Here is a 22,182-nt window from a genome sequence, read left to right as displayed (position 1 = left end):
CGAGAATTATGTGAGCACTTCTTTATACGGAATGGTATTAGTTTTTCAACCTTGTCAGTCTTGTATTTTTATGGCCGTTTTTTAAGTAAATGTTTATGACAACAGCAGTATCTTCCGGTTTTTTATTATCCCGTCAATGTCATGATCAAAAACATGGCATCGTTATTACGCTGTGGTTAAAAACAGAAACTGGCCCAGTTAAATTACAAATTCAAAATCAACGCGCGTTATTTTTTGTTGAGCAGCAGCAAAGCCAGTTAGCTGAAGAATTTCTCCGCGTTGAAAATATTCAAATTGATGAAATAAAACCCTTATCGCTGAAAACGTTTAATCAGCAAACGGTGAGCTGTTTTTATTTTAAATTTATGCGCGACTTTTACGCCGCGCGTGAAATATTAAAACAATATAATATCAAATGTTATGAGGATGACTTTCGACCGGATGATCGTTTTTTAATGGAACGCTTTATTACGGCGAGTGTTTGTTTTCAAGGGACAAGTGTAACACGTGAGCATTATCTTGAAGTGAATCATGCGCAGGCTAAACCCGGTGAAGCGGCATTAAGTTTAGCTTGTCAATTGTCGGTCTTATCTATTGATATTGAATGTGCTTTTGATGGTCAGCTTTATTCGATTGGTGCCTATGGGGATGATATTCAAAAAGTTTTTATGATCGGAGAGCAAAAGGCACAAGCGTTAAATGAATCGCATGATTATATCGATTGGTTGTGTGATGAAAAAAGTTTGCTTCTTGCTTTTATTACTTGGCTTAAACAAGTGGATCCCGACATTATTATTGGTTGGAATGTTATTAATTTTGATTTTGACTTATTACAAAAGCGCTGTGATCTCCATAAAATTCCTTTTGCGATTGGTCGAGATGGTAAAACACCCTATTGGCGAAAAAATCATGCGAGTGAGCAACGTTTTATTTCAATAAGTGGCCGAGTTGTCCTTGATGGCATTGATCTGCTAAAAACAGCCACGTATAACTTTCCAAGCTTTTCATTAGAAAATGTCGCTAATACTTTATTGGGTTTAAGTAAAAAAGTCAGTGATGTTGATAATCGCTTAGCGGAAATTAATCATAATTTTCAACATAATAAAACCGCACTTGCCGCTTATAACTTGGAAGATTGCCGGCTAGTGTCACTTATTTTTGAAAAAACGGATTTATTAAATTTTGCTAAGTTACGTGCGCAATTAACCGGGTTAGATATTGATCGTGTGGGAGGTTCCGTTGCCGCTTTTACCAATCTTTATACCCCTAAGTTACATCGTGCTGGTTATATTGCGCCGAATATGGGAGATGGCACACAAGGTTTTGTTTCACCGGGTGGTTATGTCATGGATTCGATCCCAGGTTTGTATAACGATGTTTTGGTTCTCGATTTTAAAAGCCTGTATCCGAGTATTATTCGCACCTTTAAAATTGATCCTATGGGGATGATCCAAGGTTTATTACAAAAAGATAGCCAGCCTGAGCGTGTTATTGCCGGTTATGACGAAGCTTATTTTTCACGAGATGAGCATTTCCTGCCTGATATTATTCAATCATTATGGGCTGAGCGCGACAAAGCAAAAGCTGATAACAATGCGGCACTGTCGCAAGCGATAAAAATTATCATGAATTCATTTTATGGTGTTTTAGGTTCAACAGGATGCCGATTTTTCGATCCTCGACTATCTGGCTCTATCACCAAGCGTAGCCATGATTTGTTAAAAACGACTCGCCAATGGATAGAAGAAAATAAAGGTTTTACCGTTATTTATGGCGATACCGATTCCATTTTTGTTGATATTGGCAAACAAGACAGTGCCGAAAAAAGTAAAGCGATTGGCAAAGAGCTAGAAAGTTACATTAATCAACAATGGCAAAGCTATTTAAAAGATAACTATCAATTAGAAAACCACCTCGAAATAGAATTTGAAACACACTTTTGTAAATTTTTAATGCCAACAATACGTGGTACGGATGTTGGCACTAAAAAACGTTATGCTGGCTTAATAAAAAACAAAGGCGAACAGCATATTGTTTTTAAAGGGCTAGAAAGCGTAAGAACTGACTGGACCGAATTGGCAAAAGTGTTTCAACGTGAGTTATATCACCGTGTTTTTAATGATTTACCGGTTAAAGCTTATGTCGCTGAGATGGTAGCAAAAACCGAAGCCGGCGAATTTGATGAGTTATTAATTTATCGTAAACGTATTCGCCGTAAATTAAACGATTATGTTAAAAACGTACCACCTCATGTTAAAGCGGCTAGAGCTGCTGATTTATTGAATGAACAACATGGCAAGCCGTTGCGTTATCAAAACCGTGCTTGGATTGAATATTTGATCACCAGTAATGGCCCACAAGCTAAAGAGTGGCTAAGTGCACCACTTGATTATCAGTTTTATATTGAACGACAACTTAAAGCGGTGGCAGATGCGATATTACCTTTTGTTGATACCAGCTTTGATGAAATTACCGATAGCCAATTAAATCTGTTTTAATTTTATTGTCTACAACCACGATTTTATTGCCAAAGAGGCTGTAAGTTCACGCGTATTCAGGTTACAGTTGTTATTATATAGATGGCTAGATAGCTGTTTAATTACATTAAATGATTTTATTCTTCTCATTATTAGGTTTTAACTAGGTAGGTACATGAAAAAAGATACCAAAATTGTTAGTGCAGGTCGCAGTAGCCAGTGGACTCAAGGTGTGGTGAACCCACCAGTACAAAGAGCTTCAACCGTTGTCTTTGATACGGTTAAAGACATGAAACATGCAACAGCAAATCGTGGTAATAAAGTGCTTTATTACGGCCGTCGTGGTACGACAACATCATTTGCTTTTAGTGATGCTATGGTGGATTTAGAAGGCGGTGCAGGTTGTGCGTTATATCCTTCTGGTACCGCTGCCATCACTAATGCCATTATTTCTTTTGTCAAGGCAGGTGATCATATTTTAATGGTTGATAATGCTTATGAACCAACGCGTAGTTTTTGTGACAATATCTTAAAAAAATTAAATATTGAAACAACCTATTACGACCCATTAATTGGTGCTGGCATTGAAGCGCTAATTAAAGAAAATACAACATTGATCTTTCTTGAATCACCTGGTTCATTAACCATGGAAGTACAAGATGTACCGGCCATTGCAGAAGTGGCTCATAAACATAATTGCTTAGTGATGTTAGATAATACCTGGGGCGCGGCGATCAATTTCCAACCTTTTGAGTATGGTGTTGATGTTTCAGTACAAGCAGCCACTAAATATATTGTTGGTCACTCAGATGTCATGTTAGGCACAGCTACAGCAACTGAAAAATATTGGCCTCAATTGCGTGAAATGAGCTATACCATGGGGCAATGTACCTCACCTGATGATTTGTATTTAGCGTTAAGAGGTATACGTACTTTAAGTGTGCGAATGAAACAGCACGAACAAAATGCCTTAAAAATTGCCAAATGGTTAGCAGGGCGCGATGAAGTAGAAACGGTTTTTCATCCGGCTTTAGCTTCATGTCCTGGACATGAATTTTTTCAACGGGACTTTACTGGTTCAAATGGCTTATTTTCGTTTGTCTTAAAAGACAATCAAACCTTGAATACTCGTGCGATGTTAGATGGTATGCATCATTTTAAAATGGGCTATTCTTGGGGCGGTTTTGAAAGTTTAATTTTAGCCATTAATGACGTGCAATCTTTACGAACTGTCACAACTTGGGCCTACAAAGGGCCATTAGTACGTTTGCATGTTGGTTTAGAAGATGTTGACGACCTTATTGACGATTTAAGCCAAGGTTTTGAGCGTTTGAAAAGTCAGTAGGAAGCGTTTCAAAAATAGGCTTAATATTCATAATTAAAGTCATAAAGCAAAGTTATAAAACGAAGCTATAAACCAAAGGCGATTAAATATCGCCTTTTTATTTTATAATTGTGTTTTGTTTATTGTTAACTGTGTTACGATTGTTTAAATACCAATCCGTATAAGAAAGTGGTTGCTTAGCGAGAATTTAAAGGCTTAGAGGCAAGGCATTGATTGAAGAGAATGGTTATTCCCTTGTCAAAATCAATAACGCTGCATATAAGCCTTTAAAACTCGCCCTTTGGGATCGTACGGGCAGCATGATAACTACACAAAATTTATTGGATGCAGAATAAACTATATCTTCACAAATTTTGTTTGTTCTAATGCCCCTTTACCGTTCTAAGTGAGCACTTCTTTATACGGAATGGTATTAATCATCCATATTGGGTAATACTGCTGTAAGAAAAACAACTTAATGAGTAATTGATATGATGAATATGATCACCAGACTTATTTTAACTTTGAGCTTATTGATACTAAGCACGGCTAATAGTTACGCACAAAAGGTAAACTTTAAAGAAGTTTTTAGCGGTACAAAGTTAGCTACGGACATTAAATTTATTCCTGAGCAGCAAGGACAAGTTTTTATTGCTGAAAAAGGCGGTAAGGTATTATTTGCCGATTTTAATAGTAAAAAGACTTATACGGTGACAACTCTTGCGGTTCGTGATCGTTCAGAAATGGGCGTGTTAGGTTTAGCCTTTCATCCACAATATCCGCAAGTGAATAAAATTTATATCAATTACAATCCTAAAGATGGTGAGCCGAGAACACGTATTGCTGAATTTTCAGTGACACAAAATAATGCGGCTTATCAATTTATCCAAGAAAAAGTAATCCTCGAGGTGGAGCAGCCGTATTTTAATCATAACGGTGGCCAAATTGCGTTTGGCCATGACGGTTATTTATATATTGGTATGGGGGATGGCGGCAAAGCGGGCGACCCACTTGGCCATGGCCAAAACTTAACGACCTTACTGGGGGCAATGTTAAGAATTGATATTAATACCAAGGAAAAACCTTATTTGGTACCGGCCGATAATCCATTTATCAATAAAACCGATGTCTTACCTGAAATTTGGGCTTATGGTTTACGGAATCCGTGGCGTTTTTCTTTTGCACCTGACGGACAACTAATTGCTGGAGATGTTGGGCAAAGCTTATATGAAGAAGTGTCTATTATTGAAAAAGGTAAAAATTATGGTTGGAATATTATGGAAGCTGATCATTGCTTTGAACCTAAAGATAACTGTGACCAAACTGGACTAAGCTTACCTAAAATTTCCTATCCACGAGATCAAGGTATTTCTATTACTGGTGGTTTTGTTTATACCGGAGAAAAAATCCCTGCGTTAAAGTCACACTACATTTATGCTGATTTTATACTGGGTAATATTTGGGCGGCAAAATATCCAGCGCTTGAAAAGCCAGTAAAAATATTCTCTGGCAGTTATCAGTTTCCTACGTTTGCCCAAGATGCTGCTGGTGAAATATATGCTGCCGATTATCCGACAGGTAAAGTTTTTCAATTAGTACCGTAATTACCGAACTTTCAGCTGAATTAACACTTGTTGCTTGGACAATTCTCTATACAATATTATTTTATTTATTCTATAGAGAATTGTTATGGCTGAAGAAACGATCTTTTCAAAAATTATCCGACAAGAAATTCCAACCCCTTTGTTATATCAAGATGAGCTAGTTACCGCATTTCGTGATATTGCGCCTCGTGTTGACAGCCATATTTTAATTATTCCAAATAAACTTATTCCGACGATTAATGATGTTACCGAAGATGATGAATTGGCATTAGGGCGAATGATCACAGTTGCCAAAAAATTAGCAAAAGAAGAGGGCATTGATGAAAATGGCTATCGTTTGATTATCAATTGCAATAAACATGGTGGTCAAGAAGTGTATCATATTCATATGCATTTATTAGGTGGGCAGCCTTTAGGGCCAATGGTGAGTGTTTAATGCTTGGAAGCAGGAAGCAGGAAGCAGGAAGCGATAAGCAGGAAGCGATAAGCTATAAACTAAAAGCTTTAATCAAAGCTGAAGTTTTTAGTTATCACTTACACCAAATTGTTATGGTGAGATTGTAGAGTTTAATATCTATCGTTTTAATAAATTGTTAAAATGAGGTTATCAACCAAGGGGTGCGGATAAGATAAATTTTATCTGCTGAGATGTGGTATCACACAAACCCTCGAACCTGAACTGGATAATGCCAGCGTAGGAATGGGTATAACACCGCCATAACATGCGCTGGTTCCATATTTTTGATTTATATGAGAACCACATGACAAGTAAATTATCTTCTATCGCTTTAGCGATATCATCAGTTTTAATTATTAATCCAAGTTTTGCCGAAGATGATACTTCAGAAATTGAAGTGATCACAATCAAAGGTGATTTTCGCGAAACTAATATTCAACAAAGCCCTAACGCGGTAAGTCTATTATCAGAGCAAGATATTAAACGCCGTAACGCTCAAAACTTAGAAGAAATTATTGCCTTAGCACCCAATGTTAATTATGCCGGTGGTTCGCAACGGGCGCGTTATTATCAAATTCGTGGTATTGGCGAACGTAGTCAATTTCAAGAGCCAATTAATCCCTCGGTAGGCATTATTATTGATGATGTTGACTTTACCGGTATTGGCAGTATTTCATCAATGTTTGATGTTGCTCAAGCAGAGGTTTTCCGTGGACCACAAGGTACGCGTTTTGGCGCTAATGCGCTTGCGGGTATTGTCAATATTACGACTAATGCACCCACCGATAGTTTTGAAGGTGCGGTTAAAACAACGGTTGGTAATTACGATAGCCAAGGTTTAGGTTTGGTTGTTTCGGGGCCTGCGAGTGAAAAAGTCAATTATCGTTTCGTTGCAGAACAATATAAAAGTGATGGTTTTATCGATAATGTTTATTTAAACCGTGATGATACTAATAACCGAGATGAATTAAGTATGCGGGGAAAACTCGCAATTGAAGCGTCAAAAGAGTTAACCATAGATATTTCGGTTATGCATTTTGACTTTGACAACGGTTATGATGCTTTTTCATTAGATAATAATCGTAATACTTATTCGGACGAGCCAGGCTTTGATACACAAGAAACCACAGCATTATCAAGCCGTTTTAATTATACCGGTTTTAATGCGTTTAACATGCTGTTGATCACCAGTTTTTCAGATAGTGATATTGGTTATGGGTTTGATGAAGATTGGGCATACGGTCAATATGATGATAACACCGGCGAATGTATTTCACTTGATACTGGCTGTTTAGGTGAAGTTTGGGGCTATTCAACCAAAGATCATTATGATCGTAATAAAAAAACAGCCACGCTTGAATATCGACTTACCTCTAATCAGTCATCAAGAATTTTTAATAACTCAACGGACTGGGTTGTTGGTGCCTATATAAACAAACAAGATGAAACGCTAAATAGAGCATTTTTTGACTGGGATCTTTATAGCGACGCTGAGTTTAATTCAACCTTTGAAACCACCTCATCTTCGCTTTATGGTCAACTTGATACTCGTTTAACAGATAAATTAACTTTAACCAGTGGCTTACGTTTTGAACATCGGGCTGCTGATTATATTAACTCTTATCAAGTGAAAACTGCACCCAAAGAAGATATGTTAGGTGGGAAGCTGGCATTAACCTATCAAATGTCTGAAACCGATATGGTTTATGTTGCCGTGAATAAAGGTTATAAAGCGGGTGGTATCAACACTCAAGGTTCTATTGATGAGTCACTTCGTAAGTTCGACAAAGAAAGCCTGTGGAATTATGAAGCGGGTTATAAAGCAAGTTTATTGAATGGTGATGCTTATATTCGTGCCTCAGCGTTTTATATGGATAGAAAAAATATTCAATTAAAAAATTATGTTGTTAGCGGGCAAAGTTTTAATCCGTTTTTACAAAATGCTAGTAAAGGTAAAAACTATGGTCTTGAGCTTGAGTCGAGCTGGCAAATTAATGACGATGTTGAGTTATATAGTTCGCTTGGTTTATTAAAGACTCAATTTGATAGTTTTATTAATGGCAAAGGAGAAGAGGTTGGCGGTGATGAACAAGCTCATGCACCTGATTATCAATTTGCGCTTGGCATTAATTATTACTTAAACGAACAATGGTTACTTAATGTGGGCATTGATGGCAAAGACGATTACAAGTTTTCGGATAGTCATGAGCAACGTTCAGATGCTTATCAATTATTACATGCCTCAATTACCTACAGTGAAGAACAATGGGATATAAGTTTGTGGGGGCGTAATATTACCGATGAAGACTACCATATTCGTGGTTTTTATTTTGGTAACGATCCGCGTGATGGTTATGTTGATAAAACTTATTATCAATTAGGTGAGCCGGCTGTGTTCGGCGCAACATTTAATTATTCATTCTGATCTATCTGTTAATAAGGTGATATTACGTTTTAACTCTTTATTGATGTTAAAGCGTGATATACCCGAATAAAAAAGGTTATTTAAAGATGCAAATATCCATTGAACTGAGTTTATATCCCTTAGCTATCGACAATTACAAAGATGAAATTTGGGCTTTTATTGAAAGGTTAAGAGCCGTAGATGGCTTACGCGTCGTCACTAGCGGTATGAGTTCATTAGTGTTTGGTGAGTATGATTTGGCTGTTCATCATGTGATGAAAGAAATGAAGCATGTCCATGAAACGGTGGGGGCAGCGGTATTTGTTTGTAAGTTTATTGGTAGCGATCGCTCTCACATCATTAATGATGAAGGTTAACGCGTGAACGAAATTATTAACTATTATAGTAATATTCATGTAATTGAGTGGATTGCAGTTATTGCCTCGTTAGCTTATGTACTTTTTGCCGCTTACAATAATATATTGTGCTGGCCTGCTGCGATCATTAGTACAGTGTTATATAGCTTTATTTTTTACGAATATTATTTATGGTCTGATAGTGCCTTACAAATATATTACTTAGCCATGGCTTTATACGGTTGGTATTGCTGGCGTGATAGAGTTGCACAAACACAGGAACAAAACTTAACTATCTCAACATGGTCTTTATTAAGCCATATAAAAGCTATTGTTATTTTAGTGATTGTTTCATTGATTGTTGGCTATTTGATGGCGACTAATACACCCACAGATTTTCCTTATTTAGATGCGGCGACAACGGTGTTTGCTGTTTTTGCTACTTATTTAGTGACGCAAAAAATATTAGAAAATTGGCTTTATTGGATTGTAATCGACTTTGTGTCAATTTATTTATATGTTGAAAAAGCATTACTTCCAACGGCATTTTTGTTTTTACTGTTTGTGGTTATTGCATGTTTTGGTTATTTTAAGTGGCATAAAATATATTTAACCAACACAGGTGAACAAGTTCGCGTTGGTTAAAAACTGCTTCGATAAGTCCATTTACGATAAAAGTTAAGTTAAAAAATCATGCTATCTGAATTAAATGAAGTGTTAAGGCGCTATCTTTGAATATAAAAAGCCAAGGTGATAATGATGTTATTCAACAGCTATTATTGCCTCAGTTACGCCAATGTCCGTTAGCTGAATTAGACATCAGTAAGATCACCTCGATCACTGAAATTCAGCATGGCTTTAGTCAGCATTGTTTTGAAGTTTCAACATATAACAAACAATATATTGCCAAGGTGTTTTTAGCTGGAAATGTTGAGCAGCATATCGAGTTAGCCGCTTACCAGTTTTTAAATAGCCACACAGATTTTACCGCGAAACTGTTGTGGTCTTCATCGTATGTTATTTTATTAGAAAAAATATCGGGGCAGTTATTGGTCAGTTCATCTAAGCCATTAACGACCAAGCTGGAGCTAATTTTTCCAGTACTGGTTAAGCTCCATCGATTAGATGATGAGCTATTAACTTACTGCCAGCCGCTTGATTTTAACCGATTGTTTACTTCGTTATTAACAGAGCTAATACTGCCGGCAAATAGCTTATCATTACTTGATATTTTTATAGACAAAACACTGACTGATTTAACGCGGCAATTAAATTCTGTAACGGACAGTTATAATGCTAAAGCATTACCTGTGGTTGCTTGCCATGGTGATTTAAATTTTGGCAATGTGTTTTATCAGGGAAATTCAAACCCAAACGATGAGCGGGTCATGTTCATTGATTTTGAATGTTTAACGTTAATGCCCAGAGAATATGATTTGGCCATGTTATTAGCGATTAATGAGTTAGATAACACATTAATCGCAGACGTTGAGCATTTATACAATAAAGCTTGCAATGAACTCCCAAGTAACGATAAATCAGAGCCAGTGTTAGACCGCGAGCTGATCCAATTATATTATCAACTGGCATTATTAATTAATGGCTTATGGTACTTAAAAAAATATCAAGTAAGTAAAGAAGGTATGTTTAAAATAAAAGCGACGAAGCAATTTTCATTGTCTGCTTGTGATTTAACGATATCAGAGCTGATCTGTTAGCTTAAATTACTTTTCAATAAAAAACCGAGCTGAATATTAATTTAGCTCGGTTTTTTATTTTCATGTTTCTTTGTTTTGTTTAATTTGAAACGTTTTTAAGCAAGATTATTGCAGTTCACAGGTTAAACAAAACGAGTAGGTGCCTTGTGGGTCGTTAAAATGATTAAACTGTTTAAGTTCTTTGTTTAACCCTTTTAATAATAATTCGACAGGGCCCAATGTGGTCACTGGCTGTGGATCAAACATCACGTTAGCTGCTTGTCCAAGCGTTTCTTTTAAAAACTTATCCATTGGTGATAATTCTTTTTCAACTAACTTGATATCATAATGCTCGACACCTGAAAGGGCAGCAGCAGCATCAATAGCTGTTTGTAAATCACCTAATTCATCCACTAAACCAAGTTCTTTTGCTTTAGTACCTGACCAAACACGACCTTGAGCAATGGCGTCAACTTCCGCTAAGGTCATATTTCGATTGTCAGCAACCAATTGAATAAAGTCTTGGTAACCTCGGTTAATATTTAATTGAATCAGTTTGCCGATATTTTCATCTAAGGGACGAGTTAAAGCAAAACCACCAAGATCTGTAGTACCAACACCATCGGTATTAATGCCTAATTTAGCTAAGCTTTCTTCAAAGGTCATGATTAAACCAAAAATACCAATAGAGCCGGTAATAGTGCTTGGAGAGGCGATAATTTTGTCAGCAGATGCTGAGATCCAATAACCACCAGAAGCAGCGTAGGTGCCCATTGAAGCGATAACAGGTTTACCCGCGGCTTTGAGTTGTTCAACTTCTTGTCGAATAATTTCCGAGGCGTAAGCACTTCCGCCAGGGCTATCAACACGTAAAACAACGGCTTTTACACTATCATCTTCCCGTGCTTTTCTTAATAGTTTGGCTGTGCTGGTACCGCCAATGGTGCCTGGTTTTTGATTTCCATCGAGAATATTACCTTTGGCAACAATAATCGCAATTTTGTCGCTATTAGGGTTTTCAAACGGTATTACCGGTTTGTTGGCTTTTAAATAATCGTTAAAGGCTATTTGGTTAAAACTATTTTTTTTGTTTTCACCCACTAACTCAATAAGGGCAACACGCATTTCTTCACGCGTTTTTAATTCATCAACCCAGTTATTTTGTAAAGCATATTCAGCAACACTGCCGTTAGCGGCTTCAATTTTTTTGAGTAGTACTTGCGCATTATCGTCAAAGTTATCAAGGCTTATATTACGCTGTTTGGCAACATCGTGTTTGTATTGTGACCATAAATCATTAAGCCATAATAAGTTAGCTTCTTTAGCCGCAGGTGACATATCATCACGCATAAAGGGCTCTACTGCAGATTTATAAGTACCAACACGAAAGATATGTTTGTTGATTGATAGTTTCTCAAGTGCCGTTTTAAAGTACATTTGGTAGCTATTAAAGCCTTCAAATAATAACCAACCTTTAGGGTTTAACCAGACATTGTCAGCATGGCTTGCAAGGTAATATTGCGCTTGTGAAAATTGATCACCAACGGCGATAATTTTTTTACCTGAGCTTTTAAAGTCGATAAGTGCTGCGCCTACATCTTGAAGCTTACTTAAACCGCTATTTTGTAATTTGCCTAATTTAAGTACTAAGGTGTTAATGCGGTCGTCATTTTTTGCTGTTTCTAAAGCATATAAAATATCGGCTAATAACACTTCAGGGTTATCATCACCTTGTTCCATTGCTTCAGCCATAAAGGCATCAGCAGGGTTGACATGTTGTTTTTGTTCAACAATAGCGCCTTTTAAATTTAACACTAAGGCTGAATTATTAGGCACTATAATTTCATCTTTATCGCTAGCAATTGCAACAATAAAAATAAATAACAGCGTAAAAAATAGCAGATTTAGAATAATAATGCGGGATAAATTGAGTATTCGCCATAGTTTTGAAAATAGACGTCCTATCATTTTTGATTAACCTTATAATTTTGTTTAATTAACAATTTAGTGCGCCAATTATGCAACGTATTCGAGTGAGCGTTAAGAGATTTAATTAGTAAATCTTGGTTAAAGCTTAAAAAAATGAAATAAAATGTAAAAACATGGGTCTTCTTGTGAAGATACCACTACTTTAGTTGATGAATTTTTATGTCGCAGATTGTTTTATTTTATCAAGGGTGTATTAAGCAGTTACCTAAATTTGATGGTATACCGGCTTTATTAATCCGTTTGTTTTTAGCGCCTGTATTTATTATGGCAGGGTATAGTAAGCTGCAATTAGGTAATGCCGATGTCACTGGATTGGCCAGTTTATTGGCAGATCCTAATATTGTTGATTGGTTTGGTAATAGTGACTATGGCTTAGGTTTACCATACCCTAATTTATTAGCTAATTTAGCTGCATGGACGGAATTTTTAGGTGGCTGGTTGTTGTTAATTGGCTTAGCAACACGTTTATTAACCTTACCGTTAATGTTTACTATGATAATTGCTGCAAGTACCGTTCACCTTGACAATGGTTGGTTCGCTATTACGCCAACTAATCCTGATACCAGTGCTGCCAAAGTATTTGATTGGTTAGGAGTTGATCATGCCAGCGCTAGTTTAGAAAATAGCGAAGCAACAGCTGCAAGGCTTAATCGTATGCGTAATATTCTTGCTGAGCATGGTAATACCGATTGGCTTTATCAAAATGGCAGTATTGTGGTGTTAAATAATGGTATTGAATTTGCCGCAACGTATTTTATCATGTTGTTAGCTTTGTTATTTATTGGCGCTGGTCGATATACCAGTTGCGATTATTTCTTGCAAAAATATTACCGAAACAAAGAACGGCGTTTTATTTCATAATAAACTCGTTTAGACTGACGTTTTGATTCATTTTCGGAATTTTAATGGATAGTATCGAACTCCTCTTAAATCGTCAGTCTAACCCTTTTTTGACAGCACCTGCACCAACAGGTGAGGTATTAGAAAACATTCTTAAAGCGGGCATGAGAGCCCCAGATCATGGTGGTTTATTACCTTGGCAGTTTACAATTGCCCAAGATGCGGGTTTAGAAAAACTTAGCGCTATTTTTTCAACTGCTATGACTAAGTTAACGGATGATCCAGCCAAAATTGAAAAAGCGAAGAATATGCCTTTTCGAGCCCCAATGATTATTATTATTAGTACTCGTTATCAAGCGCATGAAAAAGTGCCTGAACAAGAGCAATTAGTTGCGGCTGGCTGTGCTGTTCATGGTATGCAAATGGCGGCGTTTGCTCAAGGATATGGTGCGATGTGGCGCACCGGTGATTTTAGTTATAATAATGAAGTTAAAGCTGCGTTAAACATTGAAGTGACAGAGGATATTGTGGGGTATTTATATGTTGGTAGTATTAAAAAAACATTGCCGACTAAACCGCTAAAAGATTATCGCGATTTCACTCGTTATTTATAAGGCTTTATTTAAGCATCACTATTTTTATTAAAATTAAGACATAAAAAAACCCTGAAATTCAGGGTTTTTTTATTTAAGCTTTTAATGTTTTACTTATTTGATAAGCTATAGACATAAGCACTAACTAAGTGAACTTTTTCTTCACCTAATATTTTGTTCCAAGCAGGCATGACACCAGCTCTACCATTACGGATAGATTCTTGTACAACACGCTCAGAGCCGCCATATAACCATACGTTATCCGATAAGTTTGGTGCGCCCATAGGTAAGCCTAACACAGCACTACCTTGACCTTCATCACCGTGACAACCGCTACACATAGCGAATTTCGCTTTACCTTCAGCAGCATTACCTTCTTTTGCTTCACGATTACTTAAGCTCAATACAAAGGCAGCAACGTCTTTAACGCCTTGCTCACCACCTAGCATAGTTTGCCAAGCGATCATGCCTTGTGCTTTACGACCATGCATGATGGTCTCTTTGATAGCTTCTGGTGTATTTCCGTATAACCAGTCATTGTCGGTTAAGTCAGGAAAGCCAGTAGTACCGCCAGCATCAGAGCCATGACATTGTGAACAGTTTTGTAAAAACAAACGTTGGCCCACTTTTAAGGCTTCTTTACTATAAACTAATTTTTGTTGTTCAGGCGTTAGTTCAACGTCATCACTAACTTCAAAATCAATTTCTTGTGCTTGCGATGCCGCAATTTCTTTAATTGATAATGCTGCGTAAGTGGCAAAAATTGGATTGTATTTTTCATCGGCGCGTTGAATTTCACGGTCGTATTCAACAATCACCCCAAAAAGACCGTCTTTTTTAGCTGCTTCTGATTTAGCAAATGCCGCTTTTTCTTCCGATTCTTTTAAGTTTAAAATACCTTGGTTTGAACTGGTCCATTTAGTTAAACCTTCCCAATTACCAAGACCAGGGAACATTAATAAATAACCAAAACCCCAAATAATGGTCAACAAGAAGAAAGTACTCCACCATTTAGGTAGTGGGTTATTTAATTCTTCAATACCATCAAAGGTATGGCCCATTGATTCGCCTTCAGGTACACCGGCGAAGTTTTTTAAGCACATTCTTAATAATAAATAACAGCCCACTAATGTGCCAAGTGTTAAAACTGTGATCCAAATACTCCAGAAGCTAGACATTATTAGTCTCCTGTTTGCTATTTTTGTCGTTATTATTGTTTAAGTTGTCGTCTTCTAAGATTGAGTTAGCCGCATCATCAAATGATGATTTGCGTTTTTTGCTATAAGCCCAAGCAACAATAATGATAAATAGTGCCAAAATAAGGAGGGCGATTAACCCTCTGAGAGTGCCATAATCCATCATGTTATTTCAACGCATGACCAAGAGATTGAAGATATGCAATTAATGCATCCATTTCTTTTTTCCCTTGCACTTCAGATTTTGCTTTAGCAATATCCTCAGCTGAATAAAGTGGAATAGGATTACCCTCAGCATCTTTATGACTACGATTACGAGTTAACACATTAAAGGTAGCTAATTTTTTAGCCGTTAACTCGCCATCTAAAGTGTTTTCTTCTAACCACTTAAACGAAGGCATATTTGACTCTGGCACAACTGAACGCGGATCAATTAAATGTGCACGATGCCAGTCATCACTATAACGACCACCAACACGAGCTAGATCAGGACCAGTACGCTTAGAACCCCATAAAAATGGATGTTCCCAAACATGCTCACCAGCAACTGAATAATGACCATAACGTTCGGTTTCAGCACGGAAAGGGCGGATCATTTGACTATGACAAACGTTACAACCTTCACGAATATAAATATCACGACCTTCAAGCTCTAGCGCAGTATAAGGGCGTAAATTATCAACCGGTGTTGTTGTTGCCTTTTGGAAAAACAATGGGGTAATTTCAACCAAGCCACCAATACTGATCGCCATAATGGTAAAAATAAAGAACCAACCAACGTGTTTTTCTAATTTTTCATGTTTATTTTTTGGATTATTTGCCATGACTTACTCCTTAAGCGATTTCTTGTTTCTTAAGGCTGCCATTTTCAGCACCCATTGTTTTAAACATGTTGTAAATCATTAATGCAAAACCAGCAACAACTAAAACACCACCAAGAAAACGCATGAAATAGAAGGGGTAAGATGCAGTTAAACTTTCAACAAAGCTATAAGTTAAGGTACCGTCAGTATTTACTGCACGCCACATTAACCCTTGCATAACACCTGAAATCCACATAGCAACAATATATAAAATAATACCGGCGGTGTGCATCCAGAAATGAATGTTGATTAATTTGATGCTGTACATACGACCTTGGTTAAATAAAACTGGAATTAAGTGGTACATAGCACCAATTGATACCATAGCAACCCAACCTAGAGCGCCTGAATGTACGTGACCAATAGTCCAGTCAGTGTAATGAGATAAGGCATTTACCGATTTGATTGCCATCATTGGGCCTTCAAATGTAGACATACCATAGAAAGATAAAGAAACAATCAAGAAACGTAAAATTGGATCATGACGTAATTTATGCCAAGCACCTGATAATGTCATGATACCGTTGATCATCCCACCCCATGAAGGAAGGAATAATACGATAGACATAACCATACCTACTGATTGAGCCCAGTCAGGTAACGCTGTGTAATGTAAGTGATGCGGACCCGCCCAAATATATAAAGAAACGAGAGCCCAGAAATGTACGATAGATAAACGGTATGAATAAACCGGACGTTCAGCTTGCTTAGGTACAAAATAATACATCATCCCTAAGAAACCTGCAGTTAATAAGAAACCTACGGCATTATGACCATACCACCATTGCATCATGGCATCGATAGCACCTGAGTATAATGAATATGATTTCATCATAGAAACAGGGATCACCATACTGTTACCAATATGTAAAACTGCAACGGTTAAAATAAAACCACCAAAGAACCAGTTAGCCACATAAATATGCGAAGTTTGTCGTTTGATAATAGTACCAAAAAAGACAATGGCGTAACTTACCCAAACAACGGCAATAAGAATATCAATTGGCCATTCAAGTTCAGCATATTCTTTACTACTGGTATAACCTAATGGCAATGTAATAATCGCTAGCAGGATAATGGCTTGCCAGCCCCAAAAGGTAAATGATGCTAACTTTCCGCCAAATAAGGTTGCTTTACATGTGCGTTGTACAACGTAATAAGAAGTTGCAAATAATGCACTAGTACCAAAGGCAAAAATAACAGCATTGGTATGAAGAGGTCTTAGACGAGAATAGGTCAACCAAGGTGTTTCAAAGTTTAACGCAGGCCAAATTAATTGAGCTGCAATCAAAACACCAATAAGTGTACCCACAAATCCCCAAATGACCGTCATGACAGTAAACTGACGTACAACATTCATGTTGTATTCGACTGCTGACGTATTTTCTTGATTCATGTTATGGTTTCCGCAGTTATTATATTTAAATACCAGAAGGGTTGTAGTGGCTAAAAATAACGCACACTGTTTAATTTATAGCCTAAAAATAGACATAAAGCACAGATAGTTACAAACCCGCGCGCATGATAATGTTTTAGCGACAATTTGTCATCCGATTCGCAAAGAAAACCTGTTCTATATCAATAAATTTTTTTCTGTTGTTAACATTACAATTTAATTTGCATAGAATCAGGCCATCGAGTTTTCATCATGGTAATTTAATGTTCATTAAATCCTTAACCGTTAGCGTTATCATTTTATTGATCTATGGCTGTAATAAGCCAGCTGAACAGAAACAAAGCGCTACTTTTGCTGTATGCCAAGATTTTCAATCAAGTTGTACACTTAATTTAGGCGAGAATACCTTTGATATTGTCTTTGATAAAACCAAGCTCACACCCGAGCAGCCTTTTACACTGTATTTACGAAGCCAAAATGGTTTTAGCCAAAATAACTTTTCCGGCTACCTTGAAGGGGTCAATATGTATATGGGTAAAATTCCATTATTTTTTGAACCGACACAAAGCAAGAATCAATTAAAAGCAACGTCAATGTTTGGTAGTTGCAGCGAAAAGCAGATGATTTGGCGGTTATGGGTGGTTGAAACTAAGGTAGGCTCTGAGCAAGTTCTTAATAAAAATTATATTGATATTTCGGTTATGCAATAAAATCAGGATGAAAAAAAACCTGCATAAAGCAGGTTTCTTTCTTCCCTTAGGAATATGGCTCCTCAACCTGGACTTGAACCAGGGACAAACGGATTAACAGTCCGTTGCTCTACCAACTGAGCTATTGAGGAATTGTCTTTTATTCACACTTGGTGATTTCAATAATGATTAAACATTACCGATAATATGGCTCCTCAACCTGGACTTGAACCAGGGACAAACGGATTAACAGTCCGTTGCTCTACCAACTGAGCTATTGAGGAATTGTTCTTTCTTTGCTTTCGCAAGTAACCGCTAAATTAGCCATTACTATAAAATATGGCTCCTCAACCTGGACTTGAACCAGGGACAAACGGATTAACAGTCCGTTGCTCTACCAACTGAGCTATTGAGGAATTGTTGTTAAAAGTGCTAAGCACTCGTTAACGGTGCGGAATATTAAAGGCCAGCCTGATAACTGTCAACACAAAATAATAAAAAAATTAATAAACTTGTTTGTTTGCTTAATTTAACAACAAAAAGCTGGAATTATTATCAATAAGTGTATGAGTTTTATCCGCGCATGAATGCTTTGTTTGTTATCCACTAAAGCTGTGGATAACTTTGTGGGTTGTTCTGTAGAAAAGTGTAACAGTGTGTCAGAATGCGGGGTTAGAAAGATCGCTAGTTTTTTAACCTGTTTTATTTTATCTATAAAAATCAATTGCTTGGTGTTTTGAGTTTTCTAGGGCGGCGTTTTTCATGAACAGGGGACGTTTTTATTTAACATCATAAAATTTTTAGTAAAAGTAATTTAATTGTGGATTTTATCAATTAATTGAAATTTACGTGGCGAGTATATCGCCTATCTTTTACAATACTTCTTTTGTCCTATTTTTCTGTATTTAATGGCTACTGCAAAACCACAATCAAATGACTTACTCGAAGGTCAGGTGTTTCTTACGCTTAAAAACATGACCATCCCGATGATCTACGGCATGATTTTGTTAATGGCATTTAACCTAGTTGATACCTTTTTTGTTGGTTTATTAGGTACACAGCCGTTAGCTGCCATTAGTTTTACTTTTCCTATTACCTTTACTGTGATTAGTTTATTTATTGGTTTAGGTATTGGTACTTCTTCTATTATTGCAAATTTACTCGGTAAAAAAGATGTTGAATCAGCTAAATGTGCTGCTACCTCTGCCTTATACCTTTCAAGTATTATTGTTGGTATTGTTGCTTTTATCGGATACCTTTTTACCGATGAAATTTTTACCTTACTAGGTGCAAGTGAAGCATTATTGCCGTTAATTCGTGAATACATGGATATTTGGTTCTTAGGTTGTATTTCTCTAATGGGGCCGATGATAGGTAATGCGATTTTAAGAGCGTCGGGTGACACCAAAACGCCGAGTATTGTAATGGGCGCTGCTGGCTTAATTAATGCTATTCTTGATCCTATTCTTATTTTTGGCTGGGGGCCGATACCCGAAATGGGCATGCAAGGGGCAGCCATTGCTACTTTTATTTCTTGGTTGTGTGGCACTTTTTTAATTATCTATATTCTTGTTGTAAAAAAACAACTTATTCATACGCAATTGCCTAGTCTTGCATTATTTAAAAAATCCAGTCGTAACATCTTAAGCATTGGTTTACCGGCCGCGGGTGCCAATATGTTAACACCTATAGCCTCAGCTATTTTAACGGCAATTGTCGCCGGTTATGGTGAATCCGCCGTTGCTGCTTTTGGCGTAGGCTCTCGTATTGAATCTATAGCTTGTTTAGTTGTGTTAGCGATGTCGATGACGTTACCACCATTTATTGGTCAAAACTTTGGTGCTGGTAAAATGGATCGTGTTGAACAGGCTTATAAAGGTTCTATTAAATTTGTGCTTTATTGGCAGGCATTTATCTATTTAGTTTTAGTATTGTTAGCCCCCTGGATTGCTGATGTGTTTGCTAAAGAACAAGCCGTTACCGATACCATTATTTTATTTATGTGGATAATGCCGTTAGCTTATGGTTTACAAGGGGTGGTTATTTTAACTAACTCATCACTTAACGCCTTACATAAGCCGATGTCAGCATTAATTCTTAGTATTATTCGTTTATTTGTTTGTTATGTGCCACTGGCCTATTTAGGCAGTATTTTGTTTAGTATTGAAGGTTTTTTTATTGGCGCAGCTCTTGGTAATTTATGTATGGCGTTTATTTCTTATCGTATTTTTACAAATCAATTTAAAACGCCAATGATGGTGGAAAACAATTCATGAAAAGTATCGAACTGATTTCTGACTATACACCTAGTGGTGATCAACCCACAGCGATTAAAAAACTCTTAGAAGGAGTTGAGTCAGGTTTGGCTCATCAAACCTTATTAGGCGTTACCGGTTCGGGTAAAACCTATACGATTGCTAATGTGATTGCCAAACTCAACCGGCCTACCATGTTATTAGCGCCCAATAAAACGTTAGCGGCGCAGTTATATGGTGAAATGAAAGAGTTTTTTCCTAACAATGCGGTTGAATACTTTGTTTCTTATTATGATTATTATCAGCCAGAAGCTTATGTACCAACAACTGACACCTTTATTGAAAAAGATGCATCTATTAATGATCACATCGAACAAATGCGGTTGTCGGCAACTAAAGCGTTATTAGAGCGCCGTGACGTTATTATTATAGCCTCGGTTTCCGCTATATATGGTTTAGGTGATCCCGACGCTTACTTGAAAATGATGTTACATATTCGTCAAGGGGATATTATTAATCAACGGGATATGCTCAGACGATTAGCTGAATTGCAATACACCAGAAATGATGTCGCATTTCAGCGTGCGACTTATCGTGTGCGCGGTGATGTTATTGATATTTTTCCTGCGGAATCGGATCGCTTAGCATTAAGAGTTGAACTTTTTGATGAAGAAATTGAGCGCATCAGTGAGTTTGATCCTTTAACCGGGCAAGTTGAGCGCACGTTAGCTCGAGTGACTGTTTATCCTAAAACGCATTATGCAACACCACGAGAACGAATTTTATCTGCTATTGAGCAAATTAAAATAGAGTTAAAAGAACGCTCAAATCATTTAAAGGAAAATAATCTGTTAGTTGAAGAACAACGGGTTGTGCAACGGACACAATTTGATATTGAAATGATGAATGAGCTTGGCTATTGCTCGGGCATTGAAAACTACTCAAGATATTTATCTGGTCGAGGTGAAGGCGAAGCACCACCAACTTTATTTGATTACCTGCCTGATGATGGTTTGTTGATCATCGATGAATCACATGTCACAGTGCCACAAATAGGTGCTATGTATAAAGGTGACCGATCGCGAAAAGAAAACCTAGTGCAATATGGCTTTCGTTTACCATCGGCCTTAGATAATCGACCGATGAAATTTGAAGAATTTGAAGCTTTAGCACCACAAACAATTTATGTTTCGGCAACACCAAGCCAATATGAATTAGATAAGTCAGGTGATGATATTGCTGAGCAGGTAGTTAGACCGACCGGTTTATTAGATCCGATCATTGAAGTACGTCCTGTTGAGACCCAAGTAGATGATTTATTATCAGAAATAAAATTAAAAGTCGCGCTTGGCGAGCGTGTGCTTGCAACTACCTTAACAAAACGTATGGCAGAAGATTTAGCCGACTATTTAGATGAACATGGTGTTAAATGTCGCTATCTCCACTCAGATATAGATACCGTTGAAAGAATGGAAATTATTCGAGATCTTCGGTTAGGTAAGTTTGATGTTTTAATTGGCATTAACTTATTACGAGAAGGTTTAGATATGCCTGAAGTGTCGCTTGTTGCAATTTTAGATGCTGATAAAGAAGGCTTTTTACGTTCAGAGCGTTCATTGATCCAAACCATAGGCCGGGCAGCTCGTAATATTAATGGCCGAGCGATTTTATATGCCGCTAAAATTACCAAATCAATGAAAAAAGCCATTGATGAAACTGAACGTCGCCGAGAAAAACAGCATAGCTATAATGTTGAACATGGTATTACACCAAAAGGGGTATTCAGACGAATTACCGATGTTATGGATGTTGGCGAATTTACCACAGACAAAGCATTACAAAACAAAGTGGCAGAACGAGATAATGACTATTCAACTTTAAGTATCAACGAAATTGATAAAAAGGTGAAAGAACTAGAAAACGAAATGTTTGAGCACGCTAAAAATTTAGAGTTTGAAAAAGCCGCTGCTGCTCGTGATACCATCAATAAATTAAGAGAACATCAGTTATTAAGAGGGTAGAAGTTGTATTTTCAGGCTGAT

General features: G+C 37.1%; 18 protein-coding genes, 3 tRNA genes and 1 riboswitch. Of the genes, 13 read left to right on the top strand and 8 right to left on the bottom strand.

Annotation, left to right across the window (positions count from 1 at the left end):
- Positions 1–95 precede the first annotated feature (95 nt).
- From ACSLUO_RS03550 to ACSLUO_RS03515, 8 genes are all read left to right on the top strand, one after another.
- Positions 96–2,498 (top strand): DNA polymerase II, encoded by a 2,403-nt coding sequence (locus ACSLUO_RS03550; RefSeq protein WP_448246266.1) that lies wholly within the window; start codon positions 96–98, stop codon positions 2,496–2,498.
- Positions 2,499–2,652: 154 nt separating this feature from the next.
- Complete coding sequence (locus ACSLUO_RS03545) at positions 2,653–3,822, top strand: cystathionine beta-lyase (RefSeq protein WP_448246264.1); 1,170 nt, start codon at positions 2,653–2,655, stop codon at positions 3,820–3,822.
- Positions 3,823–4,292: 470 nt separating this feature from the next.
- Complete coding sequence (locus tag ACSLUO_RS03540) at positions 4,293–5,405, top strand: PQQ-dependent sugar dehydrogenase (protein ID WP_448246262.1); 1,113 nt, start codon at positions 4,293–4,295, stop codon at positions 5,403–5,405.
- Between the two features lie 85 nt (positions 5,406–5,490).
- Positions 5,491–5,841 (top strand): purine nucleoside phosphoramidase, encoded by a 351-nt coding sequence (hinT, locus tag ACSLUO_RS03535; RefSeq protein WP_448246261.1) that lies wholly within the window; start codon positions 5,491–5,493, stop codon positions 5,839–5,841.
- A 168-nt stretch (positions 5,842–6,009) separates the two neighbouring features.
- Positions 6,010–6,123: riboswitch (TPP riboswitch) on the top strand.
- 43 nt (positions 6,124–6,166) lie between these two features.
- On the top strand, positions 6,167–8,287 hold the full coding sequence (locus tag ACSLUO_RS03530; RefSeq protein WP_448246259.1) for a TonB-dependent receptor: 2,121 nt from the start codon (positions 6,167–6,169) through the stop codon (positions 8,285–8,287).
- A gap of 86 nt (positions 8,288–8,373) precedes the next feature.
- The gene (locus tag ACSLUO_RS03525) at positions 8,374–8,643 is read left to right on the top strand and encodes a hypothetical protein (RefSeq protein ID WP_448246257.1); all 270 of its coding nucleotides are present in this window, start codon (positions 8,374–8,376) and stop codon (positions 8,641–8,643) included.
- Positions 8,644–8,646: 3 nt separating this feature from the next.
- Positions 8,647–9,267, top strand: coding sequence for a nicotinamide riboside transporter PnuC (pnuC, locus tag ACSLUO_RS03520; protein ID WP_448246255.1), 621 nt, complete (start codon positions 8,647–8,649; stop codon positions 9,265–9,267).
- Positions 9,268–9,353: 86 nt separating this feature from the next.
- Complete coding sequence (locus ACSLUO_RS03515) at positions 9,354–10,340, top strand: aminoglycoside phosphotransferase family protein (RefSeq protein WP_448246254.1); 987 nt, start codon at positions 9,354–9,356, stop codon at positions 10,338–10,340.
- A gap of 105 nt (positions 10,341–10,445) precedes the next feature.
- Here ACSLUO_RS03515 and sppA read toward each other — a convergent pair whose 3' ends face one another.
- A complete protein-coding gene (sppA, locus tag ACSLUO_RS03510) occupies positions 10,446–12,287 on the bottom strand; it encodes a signal peptide peptidase SppA (protein ID WP_448246252.1) in 1,842 nt (613 codons plus the stop codon).
- Positions 12,288–12,467: 180 nt separating this feature from the next.
- Between sppA and ACSLUO_RS03505 the strand changes: the two genes are divergently transcribed.
- Both ACSLUO_RS03505 and ACSLUO_RS03500 read left to right on the top strand, forming a co-directional pair.
- On the top strand, positions 12,468–13,169 hold the full coding sequence (locus tag ACSLUO_RS03505; protein ID WP_448246250.1) for an HvfX family Cu-binding RiPP maturation protein: 702 nt from the start codon (positions 12,468–12,470) through the stop codon (positions 13,167–13,169).
- Between the two features lie 44 nt (positions 13,170–13,213).
- Positions 13,214–13,762 carry an NAD(P)H nitroreductase gene (locus ACSLUO_RS03500; RefSeq protein ID WP_448246249.1) on the top strand — a complete coding sequence of 183 codons (549 nt, stop codon included), beginning with the start codon at positions 13,214–13,216 and terminating at the stop codon, positions 13,760–13,762.
- 89 nt (positions 13,763–13,851) lie between these two features.
- On the opposite strand, the gene ccoP is transcribed toward ACSLUO_RS03500, so the two are convergent.
- The 4 genes from ccoP to ccoN are packed head-to-tail and all read right to left on the bottom strand — an operon-like array spanning position 13,852 to position 17,196.
- A complete protein-coding gene (gene ccoP, locus ACSLUO_RS03495; protein WP_448246248.1) occupies positions 13,852–14,919 on the bottom strand; it encodes a cytochrome-c oxidase, cbb3-type subunit III in 1,068 nt (355 codons plus the stop codon).
- Positions 14,912–15,100 (bottom strand): cbb3-type cytochrome oxidase subunit 3, encoded by a 189-nt coding sequence (locus ACSLUO_RS03490; RefSeq protein WP_448246853.1) that lies wholly within the window; start codon positions 15,098–15,100, stop codon positions 14,912–14,914. The genes ccoP and ACSLUO_RS03490 overlap by 8 nt, the downstream gene beginning before the upstream one ends.
- 4 nt (positions 15,101–15,104) lie before the next feature.
- Positions 15,105–15,761 carry a cytochrome-c oxidase, cbb3-type subunit II gene (gene ccoO / locus ACSLUO_RS03485; protein ID WP_448246246.1) on the bottom strand — a complete coding sequence of 219 codons (657 nt, stop codon included), beginning with the start codon at positions 15,759–15,761 and terminating at the stop codon, positions 15,105–15,107.
- Positions 15,762–15,771: 10 nt separating this feature from the next.
- On the bottom strand, positions 15,772–17,196 hold the full coding sequence (gene ccoN / locus ACSLUO_RS03480; protein ID WP_448246245.1) for a cytochrome-c oxidase, cbb3-type subunit I: 1,425 nt from the start codon (positions 17,194–17,196) through the stop codon (positions 15,772–15,774).
- Between the two features lie 263 nt (positions 17,197–17,459).
- Here ccoN and ACSLUO_RS03475 point away from each other — a divergent pair, with 263 nt between their 5' ends.
- Positions 17,460–17,906 carry a hypothetical protein gene (locus ACSLUO_RS03475; RefSeq protein WP_448246243.1) on the top strand — a complete coding sequence of 149 codons (447 nt, stop codon included), beginning with the start codon at positions 17,460–17,462 and terminating at the stop codon, positions 17,904–17,906.
- Positions 17,907–17,961: 55 nt separating this feature from the next.
- Here the strand turns inward: ACSLUO_RS03475 and ACSLUO_RS03470 are convergent.
- The 3 genes from ACSLUO_RS03470 to ACSLUO_RS03460 form a co-directional block, all read right to left on the bottom strand.
- Positions 17,962–18,037: transfer RNA gene (locus ACSLUO_RS03470), tRNA-Asn, on the bottom strand.
- 56 nt (positions 18,038–18,093) lie between these two features.
- Positions 18,094–18,169 (bottom strand) — tRNA-Asn (locus ACSLUO_RS03465).
- A 56-nt stretch (positions 18,170–18,225) separates the two neighbouring features.
- Positions 18,226–18,301, bottom strand: a tRNA-Asn gene (locus ACSLUO_RS03460).
- 492 nt (positions 18,302–18,793) lie between these two features.
- Between ACSLUO_RS03460 and ACSLUO_RS03455 the strand changes: the two genes are divergently transcribed.
- Both ACSLUO_RS03455 and uvrB read left to right on the top strand, forming a co-directional pair.
- Positions 18,794–20,161 carry an MATE family efflux transporter gene (locus tag ACSLUO_RS03455; RefSeq protein WP_448246241.1) on the top strand — a complete coding sequence of 456 codons (1,368 nt, stop codon included), beginning with the start codon at positions 18,794–18,796 and terminating at the stop codon, positions 20,159–20,161.
- Positions 20,158–22,161 (top strand): excinuclease ABC subunit UvrB, encoded by a 2,004-nt coding sequence (gene uvrB / locus ACSLUO_RS03450; RefSeq protein WP_448246240.1) that lies wholly within the window; start codon positions 20,158–20,160, stop codon positions 22,159–22,161. The genes ACSLUO_RS03455 and uvrB overlap by 4 nt, the downstream gene beginning before the upstream one ends.
- Positions 22,162–22,182: the final 21 nt, after the last annotated feature.

It is taken from the genome of Thalassotalea agariperforans (genome assembly GCF_053470345.1).
The sequence above is the reverse complement of the archived record's forward strand: the minus strand, read 5'-3'. Positions and strand labels throughout refer to the sequence as shown.

What these genes read in the sequence shown, in the direction of transcription:
- ACSLUO_RS03500 (WP_448246249.1), top strand. Translation starts at nt 13,214, where the DNA reads ATGGATAGTATCGAACTCCTCTTAAATCGTCAGTCTAACCCTTTTTTG.
- ACSLUO_RS03505 (WP_448246250.1), top strand. Translation starts at nt 12,468, where the DNA reads ATGTCGCAGATTGTTTTATTTTATCAAGGGTGTATTAAGCAGTTACCT.
- sppA (WP_448246252.1), bottom strand. Translation starts at nt 12,287, where the DNA reads ATGATAGGACGTCTATTTTCAAAACTATGGCGAATACTCAATTTATCC.
- ACSLUO_RS03455 (WP_448246241.1), top strand. Translation starts at nt 18,794, where the DNA reads ATGGCTACTGCAAAACCACAATCAAATGACTTACTCGAAGGTCAGGTG.
- ccoO (WP_448246246.1), bottom strand. Translation starts at nt 15,761, where the DNA reads ATGGCAAATAATCCAAAAAATAAACATGAAAAATTAGAAAAACACGTT.
- hinT (WP_448246261.1), top strand. Translation starts at nt 5,491, where the DNA reads ATGGCTGAAGAAACGATCTTTTCAAAAATTATCCGACAAGAAATTCCA.
- ccoP (WP_448246248.1), bottom strand. Translation starts at nt 14,919, where the DNA reads ATGTCTAGCTTCTGGAGTATTTGGATCACAGTTTTAACACTTGGCACA.
- ACSLUO_RS03525 (WP_448246257.1), top strand. Translation starts at nt 8,374, where the DNA reads ATGCAAATATCCATTGAACTGAGTTTATATCCCTTAGCTATCGACAAT.
- ACSLUO_RS03475 (WP_448246243.1), top strand. Translation starts at nt 17,460, where the DNA reads ATGTTCATTAAATCCTTAACCGTTAGCGTTATCATTTTATTGATCTAT.
- ACSLUO_RS03490 (WP_448246853.1), bottom strand. Translation starts at nt 15,100, where the DNA reads ATGGATTATGGCACTCTCAGAGGGTTAATCGCCCTCCTTATTTTGGCA.
- ACSLUO_RS03545 (WP_448246264.1), top strand. Translation starts at nt 2,653, where the DNA reads ATGAAAAAAGATACCAAAATTGTTAGTGCAGGTCGCAGTAGCCAGTGG.
- uvrB (WP_448246240.1), top strand. Translation starts at nt 20,158, where the DNA reads ATGAAAAGTATCGAACTGATTTCTGACTATACACCTAGTGGTGATCAA.
- ACSLUO_RS03550 (WP_448246266.1), top strand. Translation starts at nt 96, where the DNA reads ATGACAACAGCAGTATCTTCCGGTTTTTTATTATCCCGTCAATGTCAT.
- ccoN (WP_448246245.1), bottom strand. Translation starts at nt 17,196, where the DNA reads ATGAATCAAGAAAATACGTCAGCAGTCGAATACAACATGAATGTTGTA.
- ACSLUO_RS03530 (WP_448246259.1), top strand. Translation starts at nt 6,167, where the DNA reads ATGACAAGTAAATTATCTTCTATCGCTTTAGCGATATCATCAGTTTTA.
- ACSLUO_RS03540 (WP_448246262.1), top strand. Translation starts at nt 4,293, where the DNA reads ATGATGAATATGATCACCAGACTTATTTTAACTTTGAGCTTATTGATA.